Below are 21,650 nucleotides of genomic sequence, written 5' to 3' on the forward strand. Positions count from 1 at the left end.
AGTGGGCCGGCGCGCACGACGCCGTGAACGCCGAGCGGGGGTGTCGGTGCCGGTCGCAGCGACGAGGTGGGCGTCCAGACGTCGATCGGGAGACGACGTTAGACTTTTCTCCGTCGAGAGGCGTTGCAACGGGTTCCGGTGATGAGCCGGTATCCGCCACGCTCGGCAGAGTCAAGGACGCCTTCCGTAATGGAAGGAACGCTTGTGGACATCCCTGAGACGGACGCCTTCGCGCCGAACATCCGTCCCGACTGCACCGACGCGCTGACGGCCGCTCTGCGCCGGCGGATCATGGTGATCGACGGCGCGATGGGCACCGCGATCCAGCGGGACCGGCCCGACGAGGCCGGCTACCGCGGCGAGCGGTTCAAGGACTGGCCGAGCGATCTGGTCGGCAACAACGATCTGCTCACGCTGACGCAGCCGCACATCATCGCCGCGATCCACCGCGAATATCTCGAGGCGGGTGCCGACATCCTCGAGACCAACACGTTCAATGCGAACGCGGTCTCGCTGTCCGACTACGGCATGGAGGAGTTCGCCTACGAGCTGAACTACGCCGGCGCGGCCCTGGCCCGGGCCGCCTGCGACGAGTTCGGCACCGAGGACAAGCCCCGCTACGTCGCCGGCGCGCTCGGGCCCACGACGCGCACCGCGTCGATCTCGCCGGACGTCAACGATCCCGGCGCGCGCAACGTCTCCTACGACCAACTGGTCGCCGCCTACCTCGATGCCGCCCGAGGCCTGGTCGACGGCGGCGCGGACCTGCTGATCGTCGAGACGATCTTCGACACGCTCAACGCCAAGGCGGCGATCTTCGCGATCGAGACGTTGTTCGAGGACCGCGGGCGCCGCTGGCCGGTGATCGTCTCGGGCACCATCACCGACGCCTCAGGACGGACGCTGTCGGGCCAGGTCACCGAGGCGTTCTGGAACTCGGTCCGGCATGCCAAGCCGCTCGCGGTCGGCCTCAACTGCGCCCTGGGCGCGCCGGAGATGCGGCCCTACCTCGCCGAGATGTCGCGGATCGCGGACACCTTCGTGTCCTGCTACCCGAACGCCGGGCTGCCCAACGCCTTCGGCGAATACGACGAGTCGCCGAAGCGTCAGGCCGGTTACGTCGCCGATTTCGCCGAGGCGGGCCTGGTCAACATGGTCGGCGGCTGCTGCGGGACGACGCCGGCGCACATCGCCGAGATCGCCGAGGTCGTCGAGGGCCAGGCCCCCCGCGACGTGCCGGAGATCCCGGTGGCGACCCGGCTCTCGGGCCTGGAGCCGCTGAACATCACCGAGGACTCGCTGTTCGTCAACATCGGTGAGCGCACCAACATCACGGGCTCGGCGCGGTTCCGCAACCTCATCAAGGCCGAGGACTACGACACCGCGCTGTCGGTGGCGCTGCAGCAGGTCGAGGTCGGCGCGCAGGTCATCGACATCAACATGGACGAGGGGATGATCGACGGCGTCGCCGCGATGGACCGCTTCACCAAGCTGATCGCCGCCGAGCCCGACATCAGCCGTGTGCCGGTGATGATCGACTCCTCCAAGTGGGAGGTCATCGAGGCCGGCCTGAAGAACGTGCAGGGCAAGCCGATCGTCAACTCCATCTCCATGAAGGAGGGCGAGGAGAAGTTCGTCCGCGAGGCACGGCTGTGCCGCAAGTACGGCGCCGCCGTCGTCGTGATGGCCTTCGACGAGCAGGGGCAGGCCGACAACCTGGAGCGGCGCAAGGAGATCTGCGGACGCGCCTACCGCATCCTCACCGAGGAGGTCGGCTTCCCGGCCGAGGACATCGTCTTCGACCCGAACTGCTTCGCGCTGGCGACGGGCATCGAGGAGCACGCCAGTTACGGGATCGACTTCATCGACGCCTGCGCGTGGATCAAGGAGAACCTTCCGGCGGTACACATCTCCGGCGGTATCTCGAACGTGTCGTTCTCGTTCCGCGGCAACAACCCCGTCCGCGAGGCGATCCACGCGGTGTTCCTGTTCCACGCCATCAAGGCCGGCCTGGACATGGGCATCGTCAACGCCGGCGCGCTGATGCCCTACGACTCGATCGACCCCGAGTTGAAGGAGCGCATCGAGGACGTGGTGCTGAACCGTCGCGAGGACGCGGCCGAGAGGCTGCTGGAGATCGCCGAGCGGTTCAACAAGTCGGAGAAGGGCGAGGACCCCGCCGCGGCGGAGTGGCGCTCGCTCCCGGTCCGCGAGCGGATCACCCACGCCCTGGTCAAGGGCATCGACGCCCATGTCGACGACGACACCGAGGAACTGCGCGCCGAGATCGCCGCGGCCGGTGGCCGGCCGATCGAGGTGATCGAGGGCCCGCTGATGGACGGGATGAACGTCGTGGGCGACCTCTTCGGCTCGGGCAAGATGTTCCTGCCCCAGGTCGTGAAGTCGGCGCGGGTGATGAAGAAGGCCGTGGCGTACCTGCTGCCCTACATCGAGGCGGAGAAGGCGGAGAATGGCGCGACGGCCGCCAAGGACACCAACGGCACGATCATCATGGCGACCGTCAAGGGCGACGTCCACGACATCGGCAAGAACATCGTCGGAGTCGTGTTGCAGTGCAACAACTTCGAGGTGATCGACCTCGGTGTGATGGTGCCCGCCCGCAAGATCCTGGACGCGGCCAAGGAGCACGACGCCGATATCATCGGCCTGTCCGGACTTATCACGCCGTCCCTGGACGAAATGGTCAACTTCGCCGTCGAGATGGAACGCGAGGGGCTGGAGATCCCGCTGCTGATCGGCGGGGCGACGACGTCGCGCGCGCACACGGCGGTCAAGGTGGCGCCGCGCCGCAGCGGACCGGTGGTCTGGGTGAAGGACGCGTCGCGCTCGGTTCCGGTCGCGGCGGCGCTTCTGGACGACAGGCAGCGCCCCGCTCTGCTCGAGGCCACCGAGAAGGACTACGCGTCGCTGCGTGAACGGCACGCGCAGAAGACCGAGCGGCCGATGCTGACGCTGGAGAAGGCGCGGGCGAACCGCACGCCGATCGACTGGGACGGCTATACGCCGCCGGTACCGGCGCAGGGCCTCGGCGTGCGGGAGTTCCTGGACTACGACGTGGCCGAGCTCCGCGAGTACATCGACTGGCAGCCGTTCTTCAACGCCTGGGAGATGAAGGGCCGGTTCCCCGACATCCTCAACAACCCGGCGTCCGGCGAGACCGCCCGCAAGCTGTACGAGGACGCCCAGGAGATGCTCGACACCCTGATCAAGGAGAAGTGGCTGACCGCCAACGGGGTGATCGGCTTCTTTCCGGCGAACGCGGTCGGTGACGACATCGAGGTCTACACCGACGACAGCCGTACCGAGGTGCTGACGACGCTGCACAACCTGCGTCAGCAGGGCCAGCATCGCGACGGCATCCCGAACCGCAGCCTCGGCGACTTCATCGCCCCCAGGCAGACCGGTCTGGCCGACTACGTCGGCGCCTTCGCGGTCACCGCGGGTCTGGGCAGCGCGGACAAGATCGTCGAGTTCAAGGCGGCCCACGACGACTACAACGCGATCCTGCTGGAGTCGCTCGCCGACCGGCTGGCCGAGGCGTTCGCCGAACGGATGCATCAGCGGGTCCGTACGGAGTTCTGGGGATACCAGCCCGAGGAGCACCTCGACAACGAGGATCTCATCGGGGAGAAGTACCGCGGGATCCGTCCGGCCCCCGGCTACCCGGCCTGCCCCGAGCACACCGAGAAGGCCACGCTGTGGGAGTTGATGGACGTCAAGACGCGCACCGGCATAGAGCTGACCGAGTCGATGGCGATGTGGCCCGGCGCCGCGGTCAGCGGCTGGTACTTCTCGCACCCGCAGTCGCAGTACTTCGTCGTCGGCCGGCTGGCTCAGGACCAGGTCGCCGACTACGCGAAGCGCAAGGGCTGGACCCTGGTCGAGGCGGAGCGCTGGCTCGCCCCCAACCTCGGCTACAACCCGGAGGACTGAGCCGCGCGCGTCAGTCCCGGTAGACGACGACGTTGTCGGTGACGGCGTTGCGCGGGATGTCGAGGAAGTTCGCCGCGAAGGTGGGGTCGGCGTAGCCGATGCAGATGCCGCACAACACCGTCAGTTCGGCGGGGATGTCGAGCTGTTCGCGGACGACCTCCGGATAGAGCGCGGTGGAGACCTGCACACAGGTGTCCAGGCCGCGGTCGGTGAGCGCGAGCAGCAGCGTCTGCAGGAACATGCCGACGCCGATCGCGTCGGCGAACCCCAGGTCCTGGTGCATGCACACGATGCCGGCGACCGGCGCGTGGAAGAAGTCCCAGTTGCGCAGCTGGGCGTTCCACCGGCCCGCGGTGTCCTCGCGGGCGACGCCCATCGCGCCGTAGACCAGCGCCCCCAGCTGACGGCGCAGGTGGATGTGGGACTGCGGGATACCCATCGCGGGCGGCGGGGTGGCGCGCACCGCGGCGGCGAGCGCGCCGCCGAGGCGGTCGCGCCGGGCGCCGGTTGCCAGGAACAGCCGCCACGGTTGAATGTTGGAATTCGAGGGCGCCCGCATCGCCAGCGTCAACGCCTCGTCGAGAAGTTCCCGGGGTACCGGCTTGTCGGGCAGGAACATTCGCGTGGAGTGCCTGCGCCTGATCACACCGTCGAGATCGGGCATGGTGCCTCCTATCGGGCCGCGGGCACGCGGCGGTCCTTGCGCGCCTCGAGTTCGGCATCGTCGACCAGGACGAACATCTCGACGCCGGGGCGGCAGAGCATGGTGACCAGGAACCGCAGCGGTACGTCGTCGCGGTTGTTGCCGTCGGAGTAGTGGATGACGTCGCCGCCCGGCTCCCAGAACGCCTCGCCGGCGGTGATGACGCGGGGCGCCTCCCCTTCGAGTTCGAACAGCATCTCGCCCTCGAGGACGTAGCCGAAACACGGTCCGCCGGGGTGCCGGTGCGGGGGTGCGCCGGCGTCACCGGGACCCCACTCGATGACCGCGGTCATCGCCTCGGCGCCGGCGGGAATGTGGGGCGGCGTGACGGATTGCAGCACGGTCATCGCCTTCATCACTCGTTGCATCTGGTCGGACATGGCGGGCCTTCCGGTCGTCGGCGGATCTTCTCCTTCGACCGTGGCACCGCGGCGAGCCCGGGGGACCCTTGACAGTCCGTAGTCTGACCGCGGCCCCGGGTGCGCGGTTCGCGCCGCGGGGCCGATTCATGACACAATCGCCGAGTGCGAGCGGTGTTGTGGGACATGGACGGCACGCTCGTCGATTCCGAAAAGCTGTGGGACATATCACTGTCCGCGCTCTACCAGTCGCTGGGCGGCTCGATGAGCCGCGAGACGAGGACCGCACTGGTCGGCGCTTCCGCCGACGAGACGATGGCCACGGTGTACACCGAGCTGGGTCTCGAACTCGACCCGCACGCGATGGCCGAGTCGATTCGCTGGCTGCACGAGCACACCGCCGGGTTGTTCGACGGCGGACTGCCGTGGTGTGACGGTGCCCGCGAAATGCTGGAAGCGCTTGCGGCCGACGGCACCCCGATGGCGCTGGTGACCAACACCCAGCGCGCGCTGACCGAGCGGGCTCTCAACAGCATTGGCCGCCACTATTTTTCGGTGACCGTGTGCGCCGACGAAGTACCCAGCGGCAAACCCGCGCCCGATCCCTACCTGCGCGCGGCCGATCTGCTCGGGCTCTCCGCGTCGGAGTGCCTGGCCGTCGAGGACTCGGTCACCGGTACCGCGGCGGCGGAGAAGGCCGGTTGCGCCGTGCTGGTGGTGCCCAACGACGTGCCGGTGCCCCGGGGTATCCGGCGAAGGCACGCCGATTCGCTGGCCGGCCTGGACGCCGACGCGCTACGCCGCATCTACCGCGAGATCGACCGGGAACTGCGCAGCGCGTAAAGACGCGCACTTATGGGAATGCCCTCCCCTGTCGATCGCGAGTGATTGAATGTGACGCGTATCACGCAACGGCGCGGGAAGGGTGTGTGATGGCCGGTCAAGGTGGTCCTGCAGCAGATGGACCGGAGATCTTCTCCGGGGACGAGCAGTTCTCGTCGGGCAAGACGGCGATCCGGATCGCGTCGGTCGCGGCGCTCGGCGGCCTGCTGTTCGGTTACGACAGCGCGGTGATCAACGGCGCGGTCGACTCCATTCAGGAGGATTTCGGCATCGGCAACGCCGAACTCGGCTTCGCGGTCGCCTCGGCCCTGCTGGGCGCCGCCGCGGGTGCGATGACCGCGGGACGGATCGCCGACCGGATCGGCCGGATCGCGGTGATGAAGATCGCCGCGGTGCTGTTCCTCATCAGTGCCTTCGGCACCGGTTTCGCCCACGAGGTGTGGACCGTGGTGCTGTTCCGGATCGTCGGCGGTATCGGGGTCGGCGTCGCGTCGGTGATCGCGCCCGCCTACATCGCCGAGACGTCACCCCCGGGCATCCGTGGCCGACTCGGCTCGCTGCAGCAGCTGGCCATCGTGTCGGGCATCTTCGCGTCCTTTGCGATCAACTATCTGCTGCAGTGGCTCGCCGGCGGACCCAACGAGCCGCTGTGGTTCGGCCTCGACGCGTGGCGGTGGATGTTCCTGGCCATGGCGCTGCCTGCGGTCCTGTACGGCGTGCTGGCCTTCACCATCCCCGAGTCGCCGCGCTATCTCGTTGCCAGTCACAAGATCCCCGAGGCCCGCCGGGTGCTGACGATGTTGCTGGGGCAGAAGAACCTGGAGATCACGATCTCCCGCATCCAGGAGACGCTGGAACGCGAGGACAAGCCGTCCTGGCGCGACCTCAAGAAGCCGACCGGCGGCATCTACGGCATCGTCTGGGTGGGCCTGGGTCTGTCGATCTTCCAGCAGTTCGTCGGCATCAATGTGATCTTCTACTACAGCAACGTGCTGTGGCAGGCCGTCGGCTTCAGCGCCGATGACTCCGCGATCTTCACGGTGATCACCTCGGTCATCAACGTGCTCACGACGCTGATCGCGATCGCCCTGATCGACAAGATCGGGCGCAAGCCGCTGCTGCTGATCGGCTCGACGGGCATGGCGATCACGCTCATCACGATGGCCGTGATCTTCGGCAACGCGACGCTCAACCCGGACGGCACCCCCAGCCTGTCCGGCGCCTCGGGGACGATTGCGCTGATCGCGGCCAATCTGTTCGTCGTCGCGTTCGGCATGTCGTGGGGTCCGGTGGTGTGGGTGCTGCTCGGCGAGATGTTCCCGAACCGGATCCGTGCCGCGGCGCTGGGCCTGGCCGCCGCCGGCCAGTGGGCGGCCAACTGGCTCATCACCGTCACGTTCCCCGGCCTGCGCGAGCACCTCGGCCTGGCCTACGGCTTCTACGGGCTGTGCGCGGTGCTGTCCGGACTGTTCGTCTGGCGCTGGGTGATGGAGACCAAGGGCGTGTCGCTGGAGGACATGCACGGCGAAATCCTCCACGAGAACAAGACCGCGGCCTCCTGAGACCGCGGCCCGTCGCGGGCCACACCGCCGCGGCGTGACACAATCGGCCAACGTGAAGACCTTCGATGACCTGTTCGCAGAGTTGAGCGAGCGGGCCCGCACCCGGCCGGCAGGCAGCGGCACCGTCGCCGCTCTGGACGCGGGCGTGCACGGCATCGGCAAGAAGATCCTCGAGGAGGCCGGCGAGGTGTGGCTGGCCGCCGAGCACGAGAGCGACGAGGCGCTGGCCGAAGAGGTCAGTCAGCTTCTCTACTGGACCCAGGTGCTGCTGCTCGCGCGCGGTCTCACCCTCGACGACGTGTATCGGACGTTGTGACGTGGCCCAGAACCTGCGTGTCGCCGTCCCCAACAAGGGCACCCTCAGCGAACCGGCCGCCGCGATCCTCTCCGAGGCCGGCTACCGGCGCCGCACCGACGCCAAGGATCTGACCGTCGTCGATCCGGTCAACCAGGTCGAGTTCTTCTTCCTGCGGCCCAAGGACATTGCGATCTACGTCGGGTCGGGCCAGCTCGACCTGGGCATCACCGGCCGCGATCTGGCGCTGGAGTCCGACGCACCCGTGCGGGAGCGCCTCGCGCTGGGCTTCGGATCATCGACGTTCCGCTACGCCGCCCCGGCCGGGCGGACGTGGCGGGTGGAGGACCTCGCCGGTAGACGCATCGCCACCTCGTTCCCGAACCTGGTGCGAAAAGATCTGGCGGCCCGCGGAATCGAAGCCACCGTGATCCGCCTCGACGGCGCGGTGGAGATCTCGGTGCAACTCGGCGTGGCCGACGCGATCGCCGACGTGGTCGGCTCCGGCCGCACCCTGGGCCTGCACGACCTCGCCGCGTTCGGTGACTCGCTGTGCGACTCCGAGGCGGTGCTGATCGAGCGCGCCGACGACAGCGGTGACGCCGAGAAGGGCACCGCGCGCGATCAGCTGGTGGCCCGGGTGCAGGGAGTGGTGTTCGGTCAGCAGTACCTGATGCTCGATTACGACTGTCCCCGTTCGGTTCTCGAGCGCGCCGCCGAGGTCACACCGGGGCTCGAGTCGCCGACGATCGCGCCGCTGGCCGATCCCGACTGGGTCGCCGTGCGCGCGCTGGTGCCACGCCGGGACGTCAACGCGATCATGGACGAACTCGCCGCGATCGGCGCCAAAGCAATCCTCGCCTCGGACATCAGGTTCTGCCGCTTCTAGATCATCGACGCCGCTCACGCGCGGGGCGGCCGTGTTAGCGTCGCCGTGTCCAACCACGGGGAGGTCCGATGACGCAGGTCCTTGTTCTTGTGTTCGCACTCCTGATCGGCGTGATCGCCGGCCTGCGCGCCATGACCGCCCCTGCCGCCGTGGCGTGGGGAGCCTTCCTCGGCTGGATCGACGTCGACGGCAAGTGGTCGGAATGGATGGCGCACCCCATCACGGTGACGGTGCTGACCATTCTCCTCGTCGGTGAACTGATCACCGACCAGCTGCCCAAGACGCCGAGCCGCAAGGTGCCGCCGCAGTTCATCGCCCGGGTCGTCACGGGCGGCTTCGCCGGCGCCGTCATCGGAAGCGCCTCCTTCCACACCTTCATCGGGACCGGTGCGGGCATGATCGGCGCCGTGCTCGGCACCCTGGCCGGCGCCGAACTGCGCAGCAGGGTCGCCGCGGTCCGCGGCGGCAACGACCGTCCCGGCGCGTTCATCGAGGACGCGCTCGCCGTGGTCGGGGGCTTTCTCGTCGCCTTCCTCGTCAGCCTGGTGTAGCGGATGGCTCAGCGATTCGACGCGATCATCGTCGGCGCCGGGCAGGCCGGACCGCCGCTGGCCGGCCGGCTCACCGAAGCGGGCCAGACCGTGGCGGTGATCGAACGCAAACTCGTCGGCGGCACCTGCGTCAACTACGGCTGCATCCCGACAAAGACGCTCGTCGCCAGCGCGCACGCCGCGCACATCGCGCGACGGGGCGCCGACTTCGGGATCGGCACCGGGACCGTGACCGTCGACATGACCGCGGTCAAAGCACGCAAGGACCGCATCAGCACCGGCGACCGCGAGGGCGTCGAGTCGTGGCTCGAGGGCATGCCCGGCTGCACGCTGATCCGCGGCCACGCCCGCTTCGAGGATCCGCACACCCTGCGGGTCGGCGATCAGGTCCTCGAGGCCGACCGCATCTTCCTCAACGTCGGCGGCCGCGCCGTGGCGCCCGAGCTGCCCGGCCTGGCCGACATCGACTATCTGACGAACGTGGGAATCCTCGACCTCGACGTGGTGCCCGAGCACCTGGTGATCATCGGCGGCAGTTACATCGCGCTGGAGTTCGCCCAGATGTACCGCCGGTTCGGTGCCGAGGTCACGGTCATCGAGAAGGGGCCGAGGCTGACCTCACGGGAGGACGAGGACGTCTCGGCGGCGATCAGGGAGATCCTGGAAGCCGAGGGCATTCACGTCGTCGTCGGTGCCGACGCGATGTCGTTCGCCAAGCAGTCAGGAGGATTCACCGTCACGCCTCGGAACGGGGCGGCTCCGATCAGCGGTTCGCACCTGCTCGTCGCGGTGGGGCGCCGGCCCAACACCGACGATCTCGGGCTCGAGGCGGCGGGCGTCGAGACCGACGGGCGTGGCTACATCGTGGTCGACGACCAGTTGCGCACCAGCGTCGGGCACATCTGGGCGATGGGGGACTGCAACGGTCGCGGTGCGTTCACCCACACGTCCTACAACGACTTCGAGATCGTGGCGGCCAATCTGCTCGACGACGACCCGCGCCGGGTCAGCGACCGGGTCACCACGTACGCGCTCTACATCGATCCGCCGCTCGGTCGCGCCGGCATGAGTGCCGACGAGGTGCGCCGCTCCGGGCGAAAAGCGTTGGTGGGCAAGCGGCCGATGACCCGGGTCGGGCGCGCGGTGGAGAAGGGGGAGACGCAGGGCTTCATGAAGGTCGTCGTCGACGCCGATACCGAGCAGATCCTCGGCGCGGCGATCCTCGGGGTGGGCGGCGACGAGGTGATCCAGGACATCCTCGACGTCATGACCGCCAAGCTGCCGTACACGGCGATCTCACGCACGATGCACATCCACCCCACGGTCAGCGAGTTGGTGCCCACGATGCTGCAGGAGCTGAAACCGCTGAACTGATCCGCGGCCTTGACTGTGGCTTGAGTCACAGTAATATGACCACTGGTCATATTAAGCCTGGGAGGCGCGATGCCCACGGTCACCTGGTCTCGTCTCGGCGGAGAACGCCGCGCCGCGGTGGTGGCCGCCGCAGAGGCGGAGTTCGCCGAGCACGGCTTCTCGCGCGGCAGCCTCAACGTCATCGCGCGGCGCGCGGGCGTGGCCAAGGGCAGCCTCTTCCAATACTTCGCGGACAAACGCGACCTGTACGCCCACATCACCGACGTGGGCAGCCAGCGAGTGCGGTCCTACATGGAAGACCAGATCCGCGTGCTCGACCCAGGCCGGCCCTTCTTCGAGTTCCTCACGGACCTGCTCGACGTGTGGGTCGCCTACTTCGCCGAGCATCCCCGTGAGCGGGCACTGCATGCGGCGTCGAGCTTCGAGGTCGACACCGACGCCAGGGTCAGCGTGCGGGCCGTGGTGCACCGGCACTACCTCGAGGTGCTTCGGCCGCTGGTGCACGACGCGCGTGAGCGGGGCGATCTGCGGGCGGACGCCGACGTCGACGCCCTGCTGTCGCTGCTGCTGATGCTGCTGCCGCACCTCGCGCTGGCGCCCTATGTGCGCGGCATGGACCCGGTGCTCGGTCTCGACGAGATGTCCGCCGAGCAGCCCGCGCTGGTCGTGCGGCGGTATGTGGCCGTGCTCGCCGCGGCGTTCGGGCGTTCCGCGCTCAGCGCACCCCAGACCCTGCCAACCGGAAACCTCGGAGGAGAACACGCATATGACTAGGACACGTTCGGACTCGCTGGCCGCAGGCGGCCTCAACTGGGACAGCCTGCCGCTCAAGCTCTTCGCCGGCGGCAACGCGAAGTTCTGGAATCCCGCCGACATCGACTTCTCCCGGGACCGCGCCGACTGGGAGGCGCTGACGGACCTCGAACGCGAATGGGCCACCCGGCTGTGCGCCCAGTTCATCGCCGGGGAGGAGGCGGTCACCCAGGACATCCAGCCGTTCATGGCGGCGATGCGCGCCGAGGGCCGCCTCGGCGACGAGATGTATCTGACGCAGTTCGCCTTCGAGGAGGCCAAGCACACCCAGGTGTTCCGGCTGTGGCTGGACGCGGTCGGGGTCACCGAGGACCTGCAGGTCCTCCTCGACGACCTGCCGACCTACCGGACGATCTTCTACGAGGAGCTGCCCGCGTCGCTGGACGCGCTGGCCACCGATCCGTCCCCTGCGGCTCAGGTGCGTGCGTCGGCGACCTACAACCACGTGATCGAAGGCATGATGGCGTTGACGGGATACTATGCGTGGCACCGGATCTGCGTGGACAACAACATCCTTCCCGGCATGCAGGAACTGGTCCGCAGGATCGGCGACGACGAACGTCGTCACATGGCGTGGGGCACGTTCACCTGCCGGCGGCACGTCGCGGCCGACGACGGCAACTGGGCGGTGTTCGAGAACCGGATGAACGAGCTCATCCCGTTGGCGCTGCAGAACACCGACGACGCCTACGACCTCTACGACGAGGTGCCGTTCGGCCTCCAGAAGGAGGAGTTCCAGGAGTACGCCGCCGACAAGGGTATGCGCCGATTCGGCACCATCAGCAGCGCCCGCGGGCGTCCGCTGGCCGAGATCGACATCGACTACACGCCGCTGCAGCTCGAGGACACCTTCGCCGACGAGGACCGCAAGGCGCTGGCCGCCTCTGCGTGAGGCTCACGCCGCTGTGGTGACCGCCCGGCCGGCGATGAGCTGCGCGGTCACCTCAGCGACCCGCGCGCCGAGGTGGCGACACGTCGCCACATCGGCGGGATGGACGCCGTCGGCGTCGGCGTCCACGTCGGTGGACGCACCTGCTCCTAGCCAGAAACCGAGCCGGTTCGGATCGAGCTCGCTGCCCGCCGAACTGTTCCAGCCCGGGCCCAGCCCCAGATTCACCCAGTGCATGTGGTGCTGCGCGGCGAAGACGGCCAGTGAGATCAGCGTGTGCATCTTGTCGCCGCTCTTGGCGCCGGAGTTGGTGAATCCCGCGCCGATCTTGTCGCGCCAGGCCCCGGTGACGCACCGCCTACCGGTCTTCTCGGCGAAGGCCTGGAATCCCGACGACACATTGCCCATGTAGGTGGCGCTACCGAACACGATCGCATCGGCGGTGTCGAGGGTGTGCCAGTCGGCGTCGGTCATGTCGGTCACCACGACCGGGGTGACCGCCGCACCCGTCGAAACGGCGCCTGCGACAACGGAACCGGCCAGCACCGCGGTGTGTCCGAAGCCGGACTGGTAGGCGACGGCGACGAGCGGAGCGCGCATCACGACCGACCTTCGGAGTTCAGGACGTCGAGCCGGCGGGCCGTCCAGTCGGGCAGTGCCTCGCCTGCGAGGTGGGCTTCGAGACGGTCGAGGTAGGCGTGGGTGCCGCCGCGGAAGCCGCCGGCGCTGCGTACGCCCAGGCCTCGGTGGCTGAACCGCAGCAGCGTCCCGTCCTGACCGTCGGGGACGAGTTCGTAACGGACGGTACCGTCTTCGACGATCGGCTGCCGCCATTCGTGCTCCAACACGTGCGGCGGATCCCACACCAGGATGCGGCCGGTCATCCGCTTGCGTTCTGGCGGCAGGGGCGGCCCGTCGGCAACCATGTCGATCAGCCCGCCCTCGAAAGGTTCGATCGTGGTGTCTCCGAACCACTCTCGTCGCTGCACGGGATCGGTGATGGCGGCCCAGACGACCTCGACGGGAAAGGGGAGTCGCCGTTCGAACCGCAGGACCGCGCGGTCCCCGTCGATGGTGATGCGGCCCTCCCGCTCAGTCATCGGATGTCCCGTGGCTGCGGTGGAGGTGGCTTTCCAACGCGTCGAGGTGACCGGTCCAGTAGCGCCGGTACTGCTCGATCCAGGCGTCGATGGCCACCAGCCCGTCGGGCCGTAATGCATAGATGCGTCGCTGTGCCTCGGGCCGGACCTCGACCAACCCGACCTCGCGCAGCACGCGCAGATGGCGGGAGACAGTGGGTTGCGTCAGTCCGGGAAGGGCTGCGACGAGCTCGCCCGCCGTGCGTTCCCCGTCGGCCAGGCTATCCAGGAGTACCCGCCGACTCGGCTCGGCGACCGCCTCGAACACGTCCATGGCGATAGTATTGCATCTGATCTATATAGATGCAAGCGAATGCAGGTGATGGTCATTGATGGAAATTCCACTGGCCGCAGTCGCGCGCCATCACATCGTTGACGTCGACCCGCATCCCCCCGACCAGCGGGCCCGGATTCGATGCGGTGTCCACCACCCGCTGATAGAGCACGGCGGCGGGGTGAATCCGGTTGCCCGACCACGCCCGCGTCTGCCACGCCCACCGGTACCCAGGGATGCCCGACTGCCCGACGACACCGTCGGCGATCGCCCACTGACAGACATCGATACCACCGTAGACGCCGGTGCGCTGCACCCCGAGTACCGCGTTGATACCGCGAAACCACTGCAGCGCCAAGGTGTTCCAGGTGTTGCGGTCGATGTCCTCGTCGATGGTGAAGAAGACGGGTGCGCTGCGGCCGCCCCCGGCCGCGGTGTGCAACTGCCACGCGGTGCGCGCGTCGGCGACGCCGCCGGCGTAGCCGCGCGTGAAGTCCGACGGCGCCGTGCCGCCGGGTTTGCCGTACTGGTAGTTGCTGACGATCACCAGTCCCGCGGCGGTGAGCGCCCGGGCGTAGGGGAGTGTGATCGGCTTGGCGCCGAACGAGGATCCGGGGCGCGACAGCGACACGTAGTTGACCACGCCGGCGTGACCGGCTGCCCGGATGTCCTGGGCCGGGATCTGGCGTGCGGCGAAGTCGATCAGCGTGGGGGCCGCGGCCGCCGCGCGCGGCGCCCCGGGGCCGAGCGCAGCCGCACCCAGCCCGGCGAGCGCCGACGCCGCGGTGGCGTAACGCAGGGCGTCCCGCCGCGACAGCAGCCGGATGCCGGGGTCGGCCGGCTGGTCATGCACGGCGTGATGTTAACAATGTGACTGGTGTTACCCGTGTAACCACGCGGTCGCGTCGAGGTTCGGGTTTCACCCCGTTTACCGTCTAGAGGTCCCCGGAATAGTCGGCAGTGATCCAGCGGTCGGGGCGAACGGTGAACAGCACGCTCTCCTCGTCGCCCATTCCCTGTACGAATGCACGTCCGCCTTCATCGCCCAGATAGCGGATGGCGATGGCTTCGCGCACGTCCAGTGGCGCAGGCATCGCGGTGTCGACGACTGTGCCCTCGACGACGACGTATTGGTAGGGCGGCTCTTCCCGCTGCACGACCAGTGTCACCACACCCGCCTGCCGGATGAGGCGGGCTTTCCGTGACGACGCTCCGGTATTGATTCGGACGTGCCCGTCGGCGTAGTCGTACCAGATCGGGACGCTGGCCGGCGGCCTACCGTCGGATGCTGCGACCGCCAGAACTCCGATGTGCGTGTCCGCGAGAAAGCTCTGCCGTTCCTGTTCCGTGAAGGCCTTCATGGTCGAGCCAACAGAGTCGCTGGCCGCCGTTATTCCGCTACGGACCCGGGAAAGCCGACGGCCATGTTCACCCGCGCCGCTGCACCAGCAGCGTCTGCGCGCAGGTTCCGATGAATCCGCCGCGGTCGAAGATCTCCGCCGTCGTCACCCCGATGCCGTCGGGCCCGATCGACCCGCGGGCCCGCAACCCGAAGTCGTCGCCGTCGGGCAACCGGTGCAGATGCACCACGGTGTCGGTGTTCATGAACACGAACTGCTCCGGATCCAGGGCCGCCCCGATGCCGTTGGCGCAGTCCACCACCATCGCCAAGCGCTGCAGTGCGGTCGTCGGTTCCGAATCCACCAGCGGCACAAGCGGACTGATCCACGCCTCGGCGGCGGCGCCGGGTGCGGTCGGCTGCCTGCGCCAGCTGACGGTCTCCAGGTACCCCGGCGCCCCTTCCCAGGCGTGTGCGGCGCCGGCCGCGCTGCCCTCGGTCATCGGGGGATAGCGGTCCACCGCGGCGTCGTGCGTATCACTGGTCGCCAGCAGCCACGCGGTCACCCGGGCGACGGTCCGCCGGCTGCCGTCGGGACGGTCGATGGCCATCTCCGCGACCATCAGCGAGATCCGGGAACCGGGCCGATCCACCCGGGCGCTCACCCGCACCGGCGCGACGGGGATCGCGCCGAGGATGTCCAGCGTGAGCCGCCCGACCCGCAGCCCCCTGCCCGCAGCCAGCTCCTCGATCGCGCGGGTCAGCAGCGCCAGCGGCGGCGACCCGTGCTGGATCTGCGGATCCCAGTTGCTGCGGGTGCCGTCGGTGGACTCGAACAGCGAGAACTCGCCGTCGACGCCCCGTCGGCGGAACAGGCAGTCGATCACGCGGCGGCATCCGGTGCGCGCAGGACCGCATCAGGGTCGCCCTCGTCGGGAACCTGCGGCCAGCCCGGGTAGGGCGGAGGCGTGCCGCCGAAGACGGGGCAGTGCGCGCGGTGAGCGCACCAGTCGCACAGGCGGGACGGATTGGGGCGGAAATCACCGGTGGCACCGGCTGCCCGGATGGCGGACCAGATGGCCATCAGCGTCTTCTCGAACCGCAGAAGCTCGTCGAGGTCGGGGGTGTAGTCCAGCACCTGGCCGTCGGCGAGGTAGAGCAGGCGCAGCCGAGCCGGCAGAACGCCGCGCGACCGCAGCAGCGCGACGGCGTAGAACTTCATCTGGAACATCGCCTTGAACTCGGCAAGGGCGCGGGCTTCCGGAGGCGCCTTCCCGGTCTTGTAGTCGACGACCCGGACCTCCCCGGTGGGCGCGACATCGATGCGGTCGACGAAGCCACGCAGCAACGTGCCGTCGGTCAGTTCCACCTCGACCCGCTGCTCGCAGGCCTGCGGATCGAACCGCGTCGGATCCTCCAGTCGGTAGTACCCGGACAGCAGCGCCCTGGCCTCATCCAGGAGTGTGGCGCGCAGTTCAGGGGTGATGTCGTCGGCCAGCGACGGCTTCTCGGCGACCACGCGCTCCCATGCCGGAGCGGCCAGCGACAGCGCCGTCTCGGGTACCCGCTCGGGCGCCGGCAACAGGTAGAGCTGTTCGAGCGCGGCGTGCACCACCGATCCGCGGACCTGGGCGGTCGAGGACGGCTCCGGCAACCGGTCGATGGCCCGGAACCGGTAGAGCAGTGGGCACTGCTTGAAGTCGCTGGCCCGAGACGGGGACAGAGCCGGCCGACGCACCGGCCGGTCGTCCTGCTCGCTCATGGTTTTCACCCTAGGTCTGCGGACCGACAGATCCGGGCAACCCGGGCGCGAACCGCGCCGCGTCTGCTGGCAGGCTGGTCAGCTGTGCGCAGAACCGGTCCGTTCGACGTGGGTGACCGCGTGCAACTCACCGATGCCAAGGGCAGGCGCTACACGATGGTGCTCAAGCCGGGCGGTGAATTCCACACCCACCGCGGCATCATCTCGCTCGACGGGGTGATCGGGCTGCCCGAGGGCAGTGTGGTGCGATCGACCAACGGCGACCAGTTCCTCGTGCTGCGTCCCCTGCTGGTCGACTATGTGATGTCGATGCCGCGCGGCGCCCAGGTCGTCTATCCCAAGGACGCCGCGCAGATCGTCCACGAGGGGGACATCTTCCCCGGGGCGCGGGTGCTCGAAGCCGGCGCAGGCTCGGGCGCCCTGACGTGCTCGCTGCTGCGTGCGGTCGGACCCGAGGGCCGGGTGACGTCGTACGAGGTGCGCGAGGATCACGCCGAGCACGCGATCCGCAACGTGGCCACCTTCTTCGGCGAGCAGCCCACGAACTGGGAACTGGTGCTCGCCGACGTCGCCGACTACGCCGGACCCGAGGTCGACCGGGTGGTGCTCGACATGCTCGCGCCGTGGGAGGTGCTGGAGGCCGTCGGCAACGCGCTGGTCCCGGGCGGGGTCCTGATGATCTACGTCGCGACCGTGACCCAGTTGTCGAAGACGGTCGAGGCGCTGCGCGAACAGCAGTGCTGGACCGAGCCGCGGGCCTGGGAGAGCATGCAGCGCGGCTGGCACGTCGTCGGTCTGGCGGTGCGTCCGGAGCATTCCATGCGGGGCCACACTGCCTTTCTGATCAGCGCGCGCAAATTGGCTCCCGGTGCGATCGCGCCGATCCCGCTGCGCAAGAAGCGCCCGACGGTCTGACTGTCGGTGTAAATCTGTCGGGCTCCTCATCGCGGCTCGTTCCTCGCCGCTTGATCGTCGCCCGACGGCTGACTCAGTCGTCGTCGCTGCGCCGGAGCCCGCGCCGCACCGACAGCAGTTCGAACTCCGGCCGCGCCGCGACCAGCCGTTCGGCGGCGTCGAGCACCGTCACCGCATGCGCCCGGTCAGCGGACACCACGCCGACTCCGACGCCCGCGCGCCGGTGCAGGTCCTGGGATCCGGTCTCGGCCGCCGACACCGAGAAGCGGTGCGCCAGCTCGGCGACCAGGGGTCGCACGGCAGAACGTTTCTGCTTGAGCGATCGCACGTCGCCGAGCAGCAGGTCGAACTCCAGCCAGCCGATCCACATGGTCTACGGCGTCGGTGTCGGCGCCGGCGGCGGTGGGGCCGATGGAGGCGGCGGCGCGTCGAGGGCGAGAAGCTGGTCGGCGGTCTGGCGGGTCAGCTGCCACGATCCGTCGGACGGGGCGAACTCCATCGGAAACGTGAAGCGTCCGCTCTGCGGGTTGGCCGTCGTGACGATCACGGTCGCGACGACGTTGCCGGAGCCGTTCTGCGACCACGCCAGATCGCGCGCCTCGAAGCTCAGCGGCAGTGCTCCGTTGTCGCGCAGCGCACTGGCGAAGCGGTCCAGCCCCGCCGCCTCGCCGGCCGTGCCGTTCTCGATCAGCGCGACCTTCTCGGCTCCCGGCAGGGCCGGGTCGGCCAGCCGCGCCATCACGTCGGTCAACGCCGACGGCTGGGGCAGCGGAGGTCCGCCGGGCGCCGGAGGGGCCGGGGCGGGGATCCCCACCGACGGCGGTGGCGACGTCTCGACCGACGGAGAGGACGTGGGAGGAGTCGCCGGGCCACACCCGCCCAACGCGAACGCCGCCACGATCGTGGCGGCGCCGCGGAGGAGAACGGGGTGACGCACCGGCGTCATCGTTCGGTAAGGATCGGGCGGATCAGCCCAGCATCCCCGCCAACGTGAACAGCGACTGCTGCGAGAGCTGCCAGCCGGTGGGGCTCGGACCCTGCACGAAGCTGAGCGGCATCGTGCGGGTCACGCCGTTGGGCAGTGTCGCCGTGACTGTGGCCGTCGCGACATTGCCGTTCTGGTCGACATCGGCGACCGTCGCGGTCAGCGGCAGGTAGCCCTTCGCGACCGCGCTGTTGTACTTGGCCGACACGCCGATGCCGCCGATGCGGCCCAGGTCCTGCACATAGGCCTGCTTGCCGGAGAACGAACCGCCGGAGCCGAGCACGTTGACCGTCTGTGTCAGAGGGCCCGCGAGTTCGGGCGCCGGGGCCAGCGGCGCGTTCACGACGACCGGCTCGGCGGCCGCCACGCCTGCACCCAGTGCAATCGAGGTCACACCCACGGCCGCGGCACCCGCGACGGCGGCTGCTGCGGTCCCAGCGGTGAAGCTGGTAAAGAGGGATTTGAGGGTCACGACTGTCCTTCCGATCGGACGAACTGATGTACAGAGGCTAACAGTGTTGCTGGTGTGTCGAATTCCTAGAGCGCACACAAAGGCTGAATCGCCGGTAGCGTTGAAGTTGTTACCGCACCAATATCCGGTGTGGGAAAGGAGCTCAGCATGAGTGAGTCCGAACGTCCCGAAGCCTCTGATGCCTTCGGGGCATCCCCCCAGAGCCGGCTGTCCGGCGATGACGCTGCCGAGCTGGAGCAGTTGCGCCGCGAAGCGGCCGCCCTGCGCGAGCAGCTCGAAAGTGCGGTCGGGCCGCAGAGCGGACTGCGCAGCGCCCGCGACGTCCACCAGCTCGAGGCCCGCATCGATTCCCTGGCCGCGCGTAACGCCAAGCTGATGGACACCCTCAAGGAGGCGCGTCAGCAGTTGCTGGCGCTCCGCGAGGAGGTCGACCGCCTCGGTCAGCCCCCGAGCGGCTACGGCGTGCTGCTGTCGGTGCAGGAGGACGACACCGTCGACGTGTTCACCTCCGGTCGCAAGATGCGCCTGACGTGCTCCCCGAACATCGACACCAAAGAGCTCAAGAAGGGTCAGACGGTCCGCCTCAACGAGGCGCTCACGGTGGTCGAGGCCGGTCACTACGAGTCGGTCGGCGAGATCAGCACCCTGCGCGAGATCCTCTCCGACGGCCACCGGGCGCTGGTCGTCGGCCACGCCGACGAGGAGCGCATCGTGTGGCTGGCCGAGCCGCTGGTCGCGTCCGAGGATCTGCCCGACGGCTACGACGACGACGTGCTCGGCGACGACCGGCCGCGCAAGCTGCGCCCTGGCGACTCGCTGCTGGTCGACACCAAGGCCGGGTACGCCTTCGAGCGCATCCCCAAGGCCGAGGTCGAGGACCTGGTGCTCGAGGAGGTGCCCGACGTCAGCTACCACGACATCGGCGGTCTCACCCGCCAGATCGAGCAGATCCGCGACGCCGTCGAGCTGCCGTTCCTGCACAAGGAGCTCTACCGCGAGTACTCGCTGCGCCCGCCCAAGGGCGTGCTGCTCTACGGCCCGCCCGGCTGCGGCAAGACGCTGATCGCCAAGGCGGTGGCCAACTCGCTGGCCAAGAAGATGGCCGAGGTCCGTGGCGACGACGCCCGCGAGGCGAAGTCCTACTTCCTCAACATCAAGGGCCCGGAGCTGCTGAACAAGTTCGTCGGCGAGACCGAGCGGCACATCCGGCTGATCTTCCAGCGCGCGCGGGAGAAGGCGTCCGAGGGCACGCCCGTCATCGTGTTCTTCGACGAGATGGACTCGATCTTCCGCACCCGCGGCACCGGGGTCAGCTCCGACGTGGAGACCACGGTGGTGCCCCAGCTGCTCAGCGAGATCGACGGTGTGGAGGGACTGGAGAACGTCATCGTCATCGGCGCCTCCAACCGCGAGGACATGATCGACCCGGCGATCCTGCGGCCCGGCCGCCTGGACGTCAAGATCAAGATCGAGCGGCCGGACGCGGAGGCGGCGCAGGACATCTTCAGCAAGTACCTCACAGCGGAACTGCCGATTCACGCCGACGATCTCTCCGAGTTCAACGGGGACCGCCGCCTGACGATCAAGGCGATGATCGAGAAGGTCGTCGAGCGGATGTACGCCGAGATCGACGACAACCGGTTCCTGGAGGTCACCTACGCCAACGGTGACAAGGAAGTCATGTACTTCAAGGACTTCAACTCCGGGGCGATGATCCAGAACGTCGTGGACCGGGCGAAGAAGAACGCGATCAAGTCCGTGCTGGAGACCGGCCAGCCCGGTCTGCGCATCCAGCACCTGCTGGACTCGATCGTCGACGAGTTCGCAGAGAACGAGGATCTGCCCAACACCACCAATCCCGATGACTGGGCCCGCATCTCGGGCAAGAAGGGCGAGCGGATCGTGTACATCCGCACGTTGGTCACCGGGAAGAGTTCGTCGGCGAGCCGGGCGATCGACACCGAGTCGAACCTGGGTCAGTATCTGTAGCGCAATCCGCTCCGACGGGGACGGCGGCGGTGGCAGCATGGTCATGTGACCGCGCCGTCGCTGTCCTGGGATGTGGTGTCCGTCGACAAGCCGGACGACCTCAACGTGATCATCGGCCAGGCGCACTTCATCAAGACGGTTGAGGACCTGCACGAGGCCCTCGCCGGCGTCAGCTCGGCGCTTCGGTTCGGTCTGGCGTTCTGCGAGGCGTCGGGACCCCGGTTGGTGCGGCGGTCGGGGAATGACCCCGAGCTGGTCGAGCTGGCCGCCCGCAACGCACTGGCCGTCGCTGCCGGGCACTGTTTCGTGATCTTCTTGCGGGAGGGCTTTCCCGTCAACGTGCTCAACCCGATCAAGGCGGTTCCGGAGGTCTGCGGGATCTTCTGTGCGACGGCCAATCCGGTGGATGTCGTGATCGCGGTGACCCCACACGGTCGCGGCATCGTCGGGGTCGTCGACGGCGAGGTGCCGCTCGGCGTGGAAACCGGGGAGGATGCGGTCGACCGGCGCAACCTGTTGCGCGCCATCGGCTACAAGCTCTGA

24 protein-coding genes are annotated in these 21,650 nt (G+C 68.6%); 12 read left to right on the top strand and 12 right to left on the bottom strand.

Annotated features, from left to right (window positions below; translation table 11 throughout):
• Positions 1 to 189: 189 nt before the first annotated feature.
• Positions 190 to 3,954, top strand: a complete 3,765-nt coding sequence (gene metH / locus G6N45_RS16040) for a methionine synthase (protein ID WP_163723168.1) — start codon at positions 190 to 192, stop codon at positions 3,952 to 3,954.
• Positions 3,955 to 3,964: 10 nt separating this feature from the next.
• Here the strand turns inward: metH and G6N45_RS16045 are convergent, their stop codons facing one another.
• Together G6N45_RS16045 and G6N45_RS16050 are read right to left on the bottom strand one after the other, a co-directional pair.
• Positions 3,965 to 4,618 carry a nitroreductase gene (locus G6N45_RS16045; protein WP_163723169.1) on the bottom strand — a complete coding sequence of 218 codons (654 nt, stop codon included), beginning with the start codon at positions 4,616 to 4,618 and terminating at the stop codon, positions 3,965 to 3,967.
• 8 nt (positions 4,619 to 4,626) lie between these two features.
• Positions 4,627 to 5,037: a cupin domain-containing protein gene (locus tag G6N45_RS16050; RefSeq protein WP_246228699.1), complete on the bottom strand. Its 411-nt coding sequence runs from the start codon at positions 5,035 to 5,037 to the stop codon at positions 4,627 to 4,629.
• A gap of 144 nt (positions 5,038 to 5,181) precedes the next feature.
• On the opposite strand from G6N45_RS16050, the gene G6N45_RS16055 reads away from it, so the two are divergent.
• The 8 genes from G6N45_RS16055 (at position 5,182) to G6N45_RS16090 (ending at position 12,235) form a co-directional block, all read left to right on the top strand.
• Positions 5,182 to 5,859, top strand: coding sequence for an HAD family hydrolase (locus G6N45_RS16055; RefSeq protein ID WP_163723170.1), 678 nt, complete (start codon positions 5,182 to 5,184; stop codon positions 5,857 to 5,859).
• Positions 5,860 to 5,948: 89 nt separating this feature from the next.
• On the top strand, positions 5,949 to 7,421 hold the full coding sequence (locus tag G6N45_RS16060) for a sugar porter family MFS transporter (protein ID WP_163723171.1): 1,473 nt from the start codon (positions 5,949 to 5,951) through the stop codon (positions 7,419 to 7,421).
• 34 nt (positions 7,422 to 7,455) lie between these two features.
• A complete protein-coding gene (locus G6N45_RS16065) occupies positions 7,456 to 7,737 on the top strand; it encodes a phosphoribosyl-ATP diphosphatase (protein WP_163723172.1) in 282 nt (93 codons plus the stop codon).
• 13 nt (positions 7,738 to 7,750) lie between these two features.
• Positions 7,751 to 8,605 carry an ATP phosphoribosyltransferase gene (gene hisG, locus G6N45_RS16070; RefSeq protein WP_163728545.1) on the top strand — a complete coding sequence of 285 codons (855 nt, stop codon included), beginning with the start codon at positions 7,751 to 7,753 and terminating at the stop codon, positions 8,603 to 8,605.
• A gap of 68 nt (positions 8,606 to 8,673) precedes the next feature.
• Positions 8,674 to 9,156, top strand: coding sequence for a DUF4126 family protein (locus G6N45_RS16075; protein ID WP_163723173.1), 483 nt, complete (start codon positions 8,674 to 8,676; stop codon positions 9,154 to 9,156).
• A gap of 3 nt (positions 9,157 to 9,159) precedes the next feature.
• Positions 9,160 to 10,530: an FAD-containing oxidoreductase gene (locus G6N45_RS16080; RefSeq protein ID WP_163723174.1), complete on the top strand. Its 1,371-nt coding sequence runs from the start codon at positions 9,160 to 9,162 to the stop codon at positions 10,528 to 10,530.
• 69 nt (positions 10,531 to 10,599) lie between these two features.
• A complete protein-coding gene (locus G6N45_RS16085) occupies positions 10,600 to 11,304 on the top strand; it encodes a TetR/AcrR family transcriptional regulator (RefSeq protein ID WP_163723175.1) in 705 nt (234 codons plus the stop codon).
• A complete protein-coding gene (locus G6N45_RS16090; protein ID WP_057148680.1) occupies positions 11,297 to 12,235 on the top strand; it encodes a R2-like ligand-binding oxidase in 939 nt (312 codons plus the stop codon). The genes G6N45_RS16085 and G6N45_RS16090 overlap by 8 nt, the downstream gene beginning before the upstream one ends.
• A gap of 3 nt (positions 12,236 to 12,238) precedes the next feature.
• On the opposite strand, the gene G6N45_RS16095 is transcribed toward G6N45_RS16090, so the two are convergent.
• From G6N45_RS16095 to G6N45_RS16125, 7 genes are all read right to left on the bottom strand, one after another.
• On the bottom strand, positions 12,239 to 12,832 hold the full coding sequence (locus tag G6N45_RS16095) for a flavodoxin family protein (protein WP_163723176.1): 594 nt from the start codon (positions 12,830 to 12,832) through the stop codon (positions 12,239 to 12,241).
• Entirely contained in the window at positions 12,832 to 13,332 is a 501-nt protein-coding gene (locus G6N45_RS16100; RefSeq protein WP_163723177.1) for an SRPBCC family protein, read from the bottom strand. The genes G6N45_RS16095 and G6N45_RS16100 overlap by 1 nt, the downstream gene beginning before the upstream one ends.
• Positions 13,325 to 13,645, bottom strand: coding sequence for an ArsR/SmtB family transcription factor (locus tag G6N45_RS16105; RefSeq protein ID WP_163723178.1), 321 nt, complete (start codon positions 13,643 to 13,645; stop codon positions 13,325 to 13,327). The genes G6N45_RS16100 and G6N45_RS16105 overlap by 8 nt, the downstream gene beginning before the upstream one ends.
• A 52-nt stretch (positions 13,646 to 13,697) precedes the next feature.
• Entirely contained in the window at positions 13,698 to 14,462 is a 765-nt protein-coding gene (locus tag G6N45_RS16110) for a DUF1906 domain-containing protein (RefSeq protein ID WP_163728547.1), read from the bottom strand.
• A 118-nt stretch (positions 14,463 to 14,580) separates the two neighbouring features.
• Complete coding sequence (locus G6N45_RS16115; protein ID WP_163723179.1) at positions 14,581 to 15,006, bottom strand: pyridoxamine 5'-phosphate oxidase family protein; 426 nt, start codon at positions 15,004 to 15,006, stop codon at positions 14,581 to 14,583.
• Positions 15,007 to 15,073: 67 nt separating this feature from the next.
• Positions 15,074 to 15,871 carry a thioesterase family protein gene (locus G6N45_RS16120; RefSeq protein ID WP_163723180.1) on the bottom strand — a complete coding sequence of 266 codons (798 nt, stop codon included), beginning with the start codon at positions 15,869 to 15,871 and terminating at the stop codon, positions 15,074 to 15,076.
• Positions 15,868 to 16,746, bottom strand: a complete 879-nt coding sequence (locus G6N45_RS16125; RefSeq protein ID WP_163723181.1) for a RecB family exonuclease — start codon at positions 16,744 to 16,746, stop codon at positions 15,868 to 15,870. The genes G6N45_RS16120 and G6N45_RS16125 overlap by 4 nt, the downstream gene beginning before the upstream one ends.
• A gap of 84 nt (positions 16,747 to 16,830) precedes the next feature.
• On the opposite strand from G6N45_RS16125, the gene G6N45_RS16130 reads away from it, so the two are divergent.
• Positions 16,831 to 17,661 carry a tRNA (adenine-N1)-methyltransferase gene (locus tag G6N45_RS16130; protein ID WP_163723182.1) on the top strand — a complete coding sequence of 277 codons (831 nt, stop codon included), beginning with the start codon at positions 16,831 to 16,833 and terminating at the stop codon, positions 17,659 to 17,661.
• Between the two features lie 73 nt (positions 17,662 to 17,734).
• Here the strand turns inward: G6N45_RS16130 and G6N45_RS16135 are convergent, their stop codons facing one another.
• From G6N45_RS16135 to G6N45_RS16145, 3 genes are read right to left on the bottom strand one after another with little or no spacing between them, the layout of a single operon-like run.
• Entirely contained in the window at positions 17,735 to 18,031 is a 297-nt protein-coding gene (locus G6N45_RS16135; protein ID WP_163723183.1) for a DUF503 domain-containing protein, read from the bottom strand.
• 3 nt (positions 18,032 to 18,034) lie between these two features.
• Positions 18,035 to 18,598, bottom strand: a complete 564-nt coding sequence (locus G6N45_RS16140; protein ID WP_246228700.1) for a lipoprotein LppK — start codon at positions 18,596 to 18,598, stop codon at positions 18,035 to 18,037.
• A gap of 31 nt (positions 18,599 to 18,629) precedes the next feature.
• Positions 18,630 to 19,118, bottom strand: a complete 489-nt coding sequence (locus tag G6N45_RS16145; RefSeq protein ID WP_163723185.1) for an MTB12 family secreted protein — start codon at positions 19,116 to 19,118, stop codon at positions 18,630 to 18,632.
• Between the two features lie 147 nt (positions 19,119 to 19,265).
• On the opposite strand from G6N45_RS16145, the gene arc reads away from it, so the two are divergent.
• Positions 19,266 to 21,107 (top strand): proteasome ATPase, encoded by a 1,842-nt coding sequence (arc, locus tag G6N45_RS16150; protein ID WP_163723186.1) that lies wholly within the window; start codon positions 19,266 to 19,268, stop codon positions 21,105 to 21,107.
• 45 nt (positions 21,108 to 21,152) lie between these two features.
• Entirely contained in the window at positions 21,153 to 21,650 is a 498-nt protein-coding gene (locus G6N45_RS16155; protein ID WP_163723187.1) for an adenosine-specific kinase, read from the top strand.

It is taken from the genome of Mycolicibacterium psychrotolerans (genome assembly GCF_010729305.1).
GTDB lineage: Bacteria > Actinomycetota > Actinomycetes > Mycobacteriales > Mycobacteriaceae > Mycobacterium > Mycobacterium psychrotolerans.

Coding starts and splice junctions, on each gene's coding strand:
- metH (WP_163723168.1), top strand. CDS start 190: ATGGAAGGAACGCTTGTGGACATCCCTGAGACGGACGCCTTCGCGCCG.
- G6N45_RS16045 (WP_163723169.1), bottom strand. CDS start 4,618: ATGCCCGATCTCGACGGTGTGATCAGGCGCAGGCACTCCACGCGAATG.
- G6N45_RS16050 (WP_246228699.1), bottom strand. CDS start 5,037: ATGTCCGACCAGATGCAACGAGTGATGAAGGCGATGACCGTGCTGCAA.
- G6N45_RS16060 (WP_163723171.1), top strand. CDS start 5,949: ATGGCCGGTCAAGGTGGTCCTGCAGCAGATGGACCGGAGATCTTCTCC.
- G6N45_RS16075 (WP_163723173.1), top strand. CDS start 8,674: ATGACGCAGGTCCTTGTTCTTGTGTTCGCACTCCTGATCGGCGTGATC.
- G6N45_RS16080 (WP_163723174.1), top strand. CDS start 9,160: ATGGCTCAGCGATTCGACGCGATCATCGTCGGCGCCGGGCAGGCCGGA.
- G6N45_RS16085 (WP_163723175.1), top strand. CDS start 10,600: ATGCCCACGGTCACCTGGTCTCGTCTCGGCGGAGAACGCCGCGCCGCG.
- G6N45_RS16090 (WP_057148680.1), top strand. CDS start 11,297: ATGACTAGGACACGTTCGGACTCGCTGGCCGCAGGCGGCCTCAACTGG.
- G6N45_RS16095 (WP_163723176.1), bottom strand. CDS start 12,832: ATGCGCGCTCCGCTCGTCGCCGTCGCCTACCAGTCCGGCTTCGGACAC.
- G6N45_RS16100 (WP_163723177.1), bottom strand. CDS start 13,332: ATGACTGAGCGGGAGGGCCGCATCACCATCGACGGGGACCGCGCGGTC.
- G6N45_RS16105 (WP_163723178.1), bottom strand. CDS start 13,645: ATGGACGTGTTCGAGGCGGTCGCCGAGCCGAGTCGGCGGGTACTCCTG.
- G6N45_RS16115 (WP_163723179.1), bottom strand. CDS start 15,006: ATGAAGGCCTTCACGGAACAGGAACGGCAGAGCTTTCTCGCGGACACG.
- G6N45_RS16125 (WP_163723181.1), bottom strand. CDS start 16,746: ATGAGCGAGCAGGACGACCGGCCGGTGCGTCGGCCGGCTCTGTCCCCG.
- G6N45_RS16135 (WP_163723183.1), bottom strand. CDS start 18,031: ATGTGGATCGGCTGGCTGGAGTTCGACCTGCTGCTCGGCGACGTGCGA.
- arc (WP_163723186.1), top strand. CDS start 19,266: ATGAGTGAGTCCGAACGTCCCGAAGCCTCTGATGCCTTCGGGGCATCC.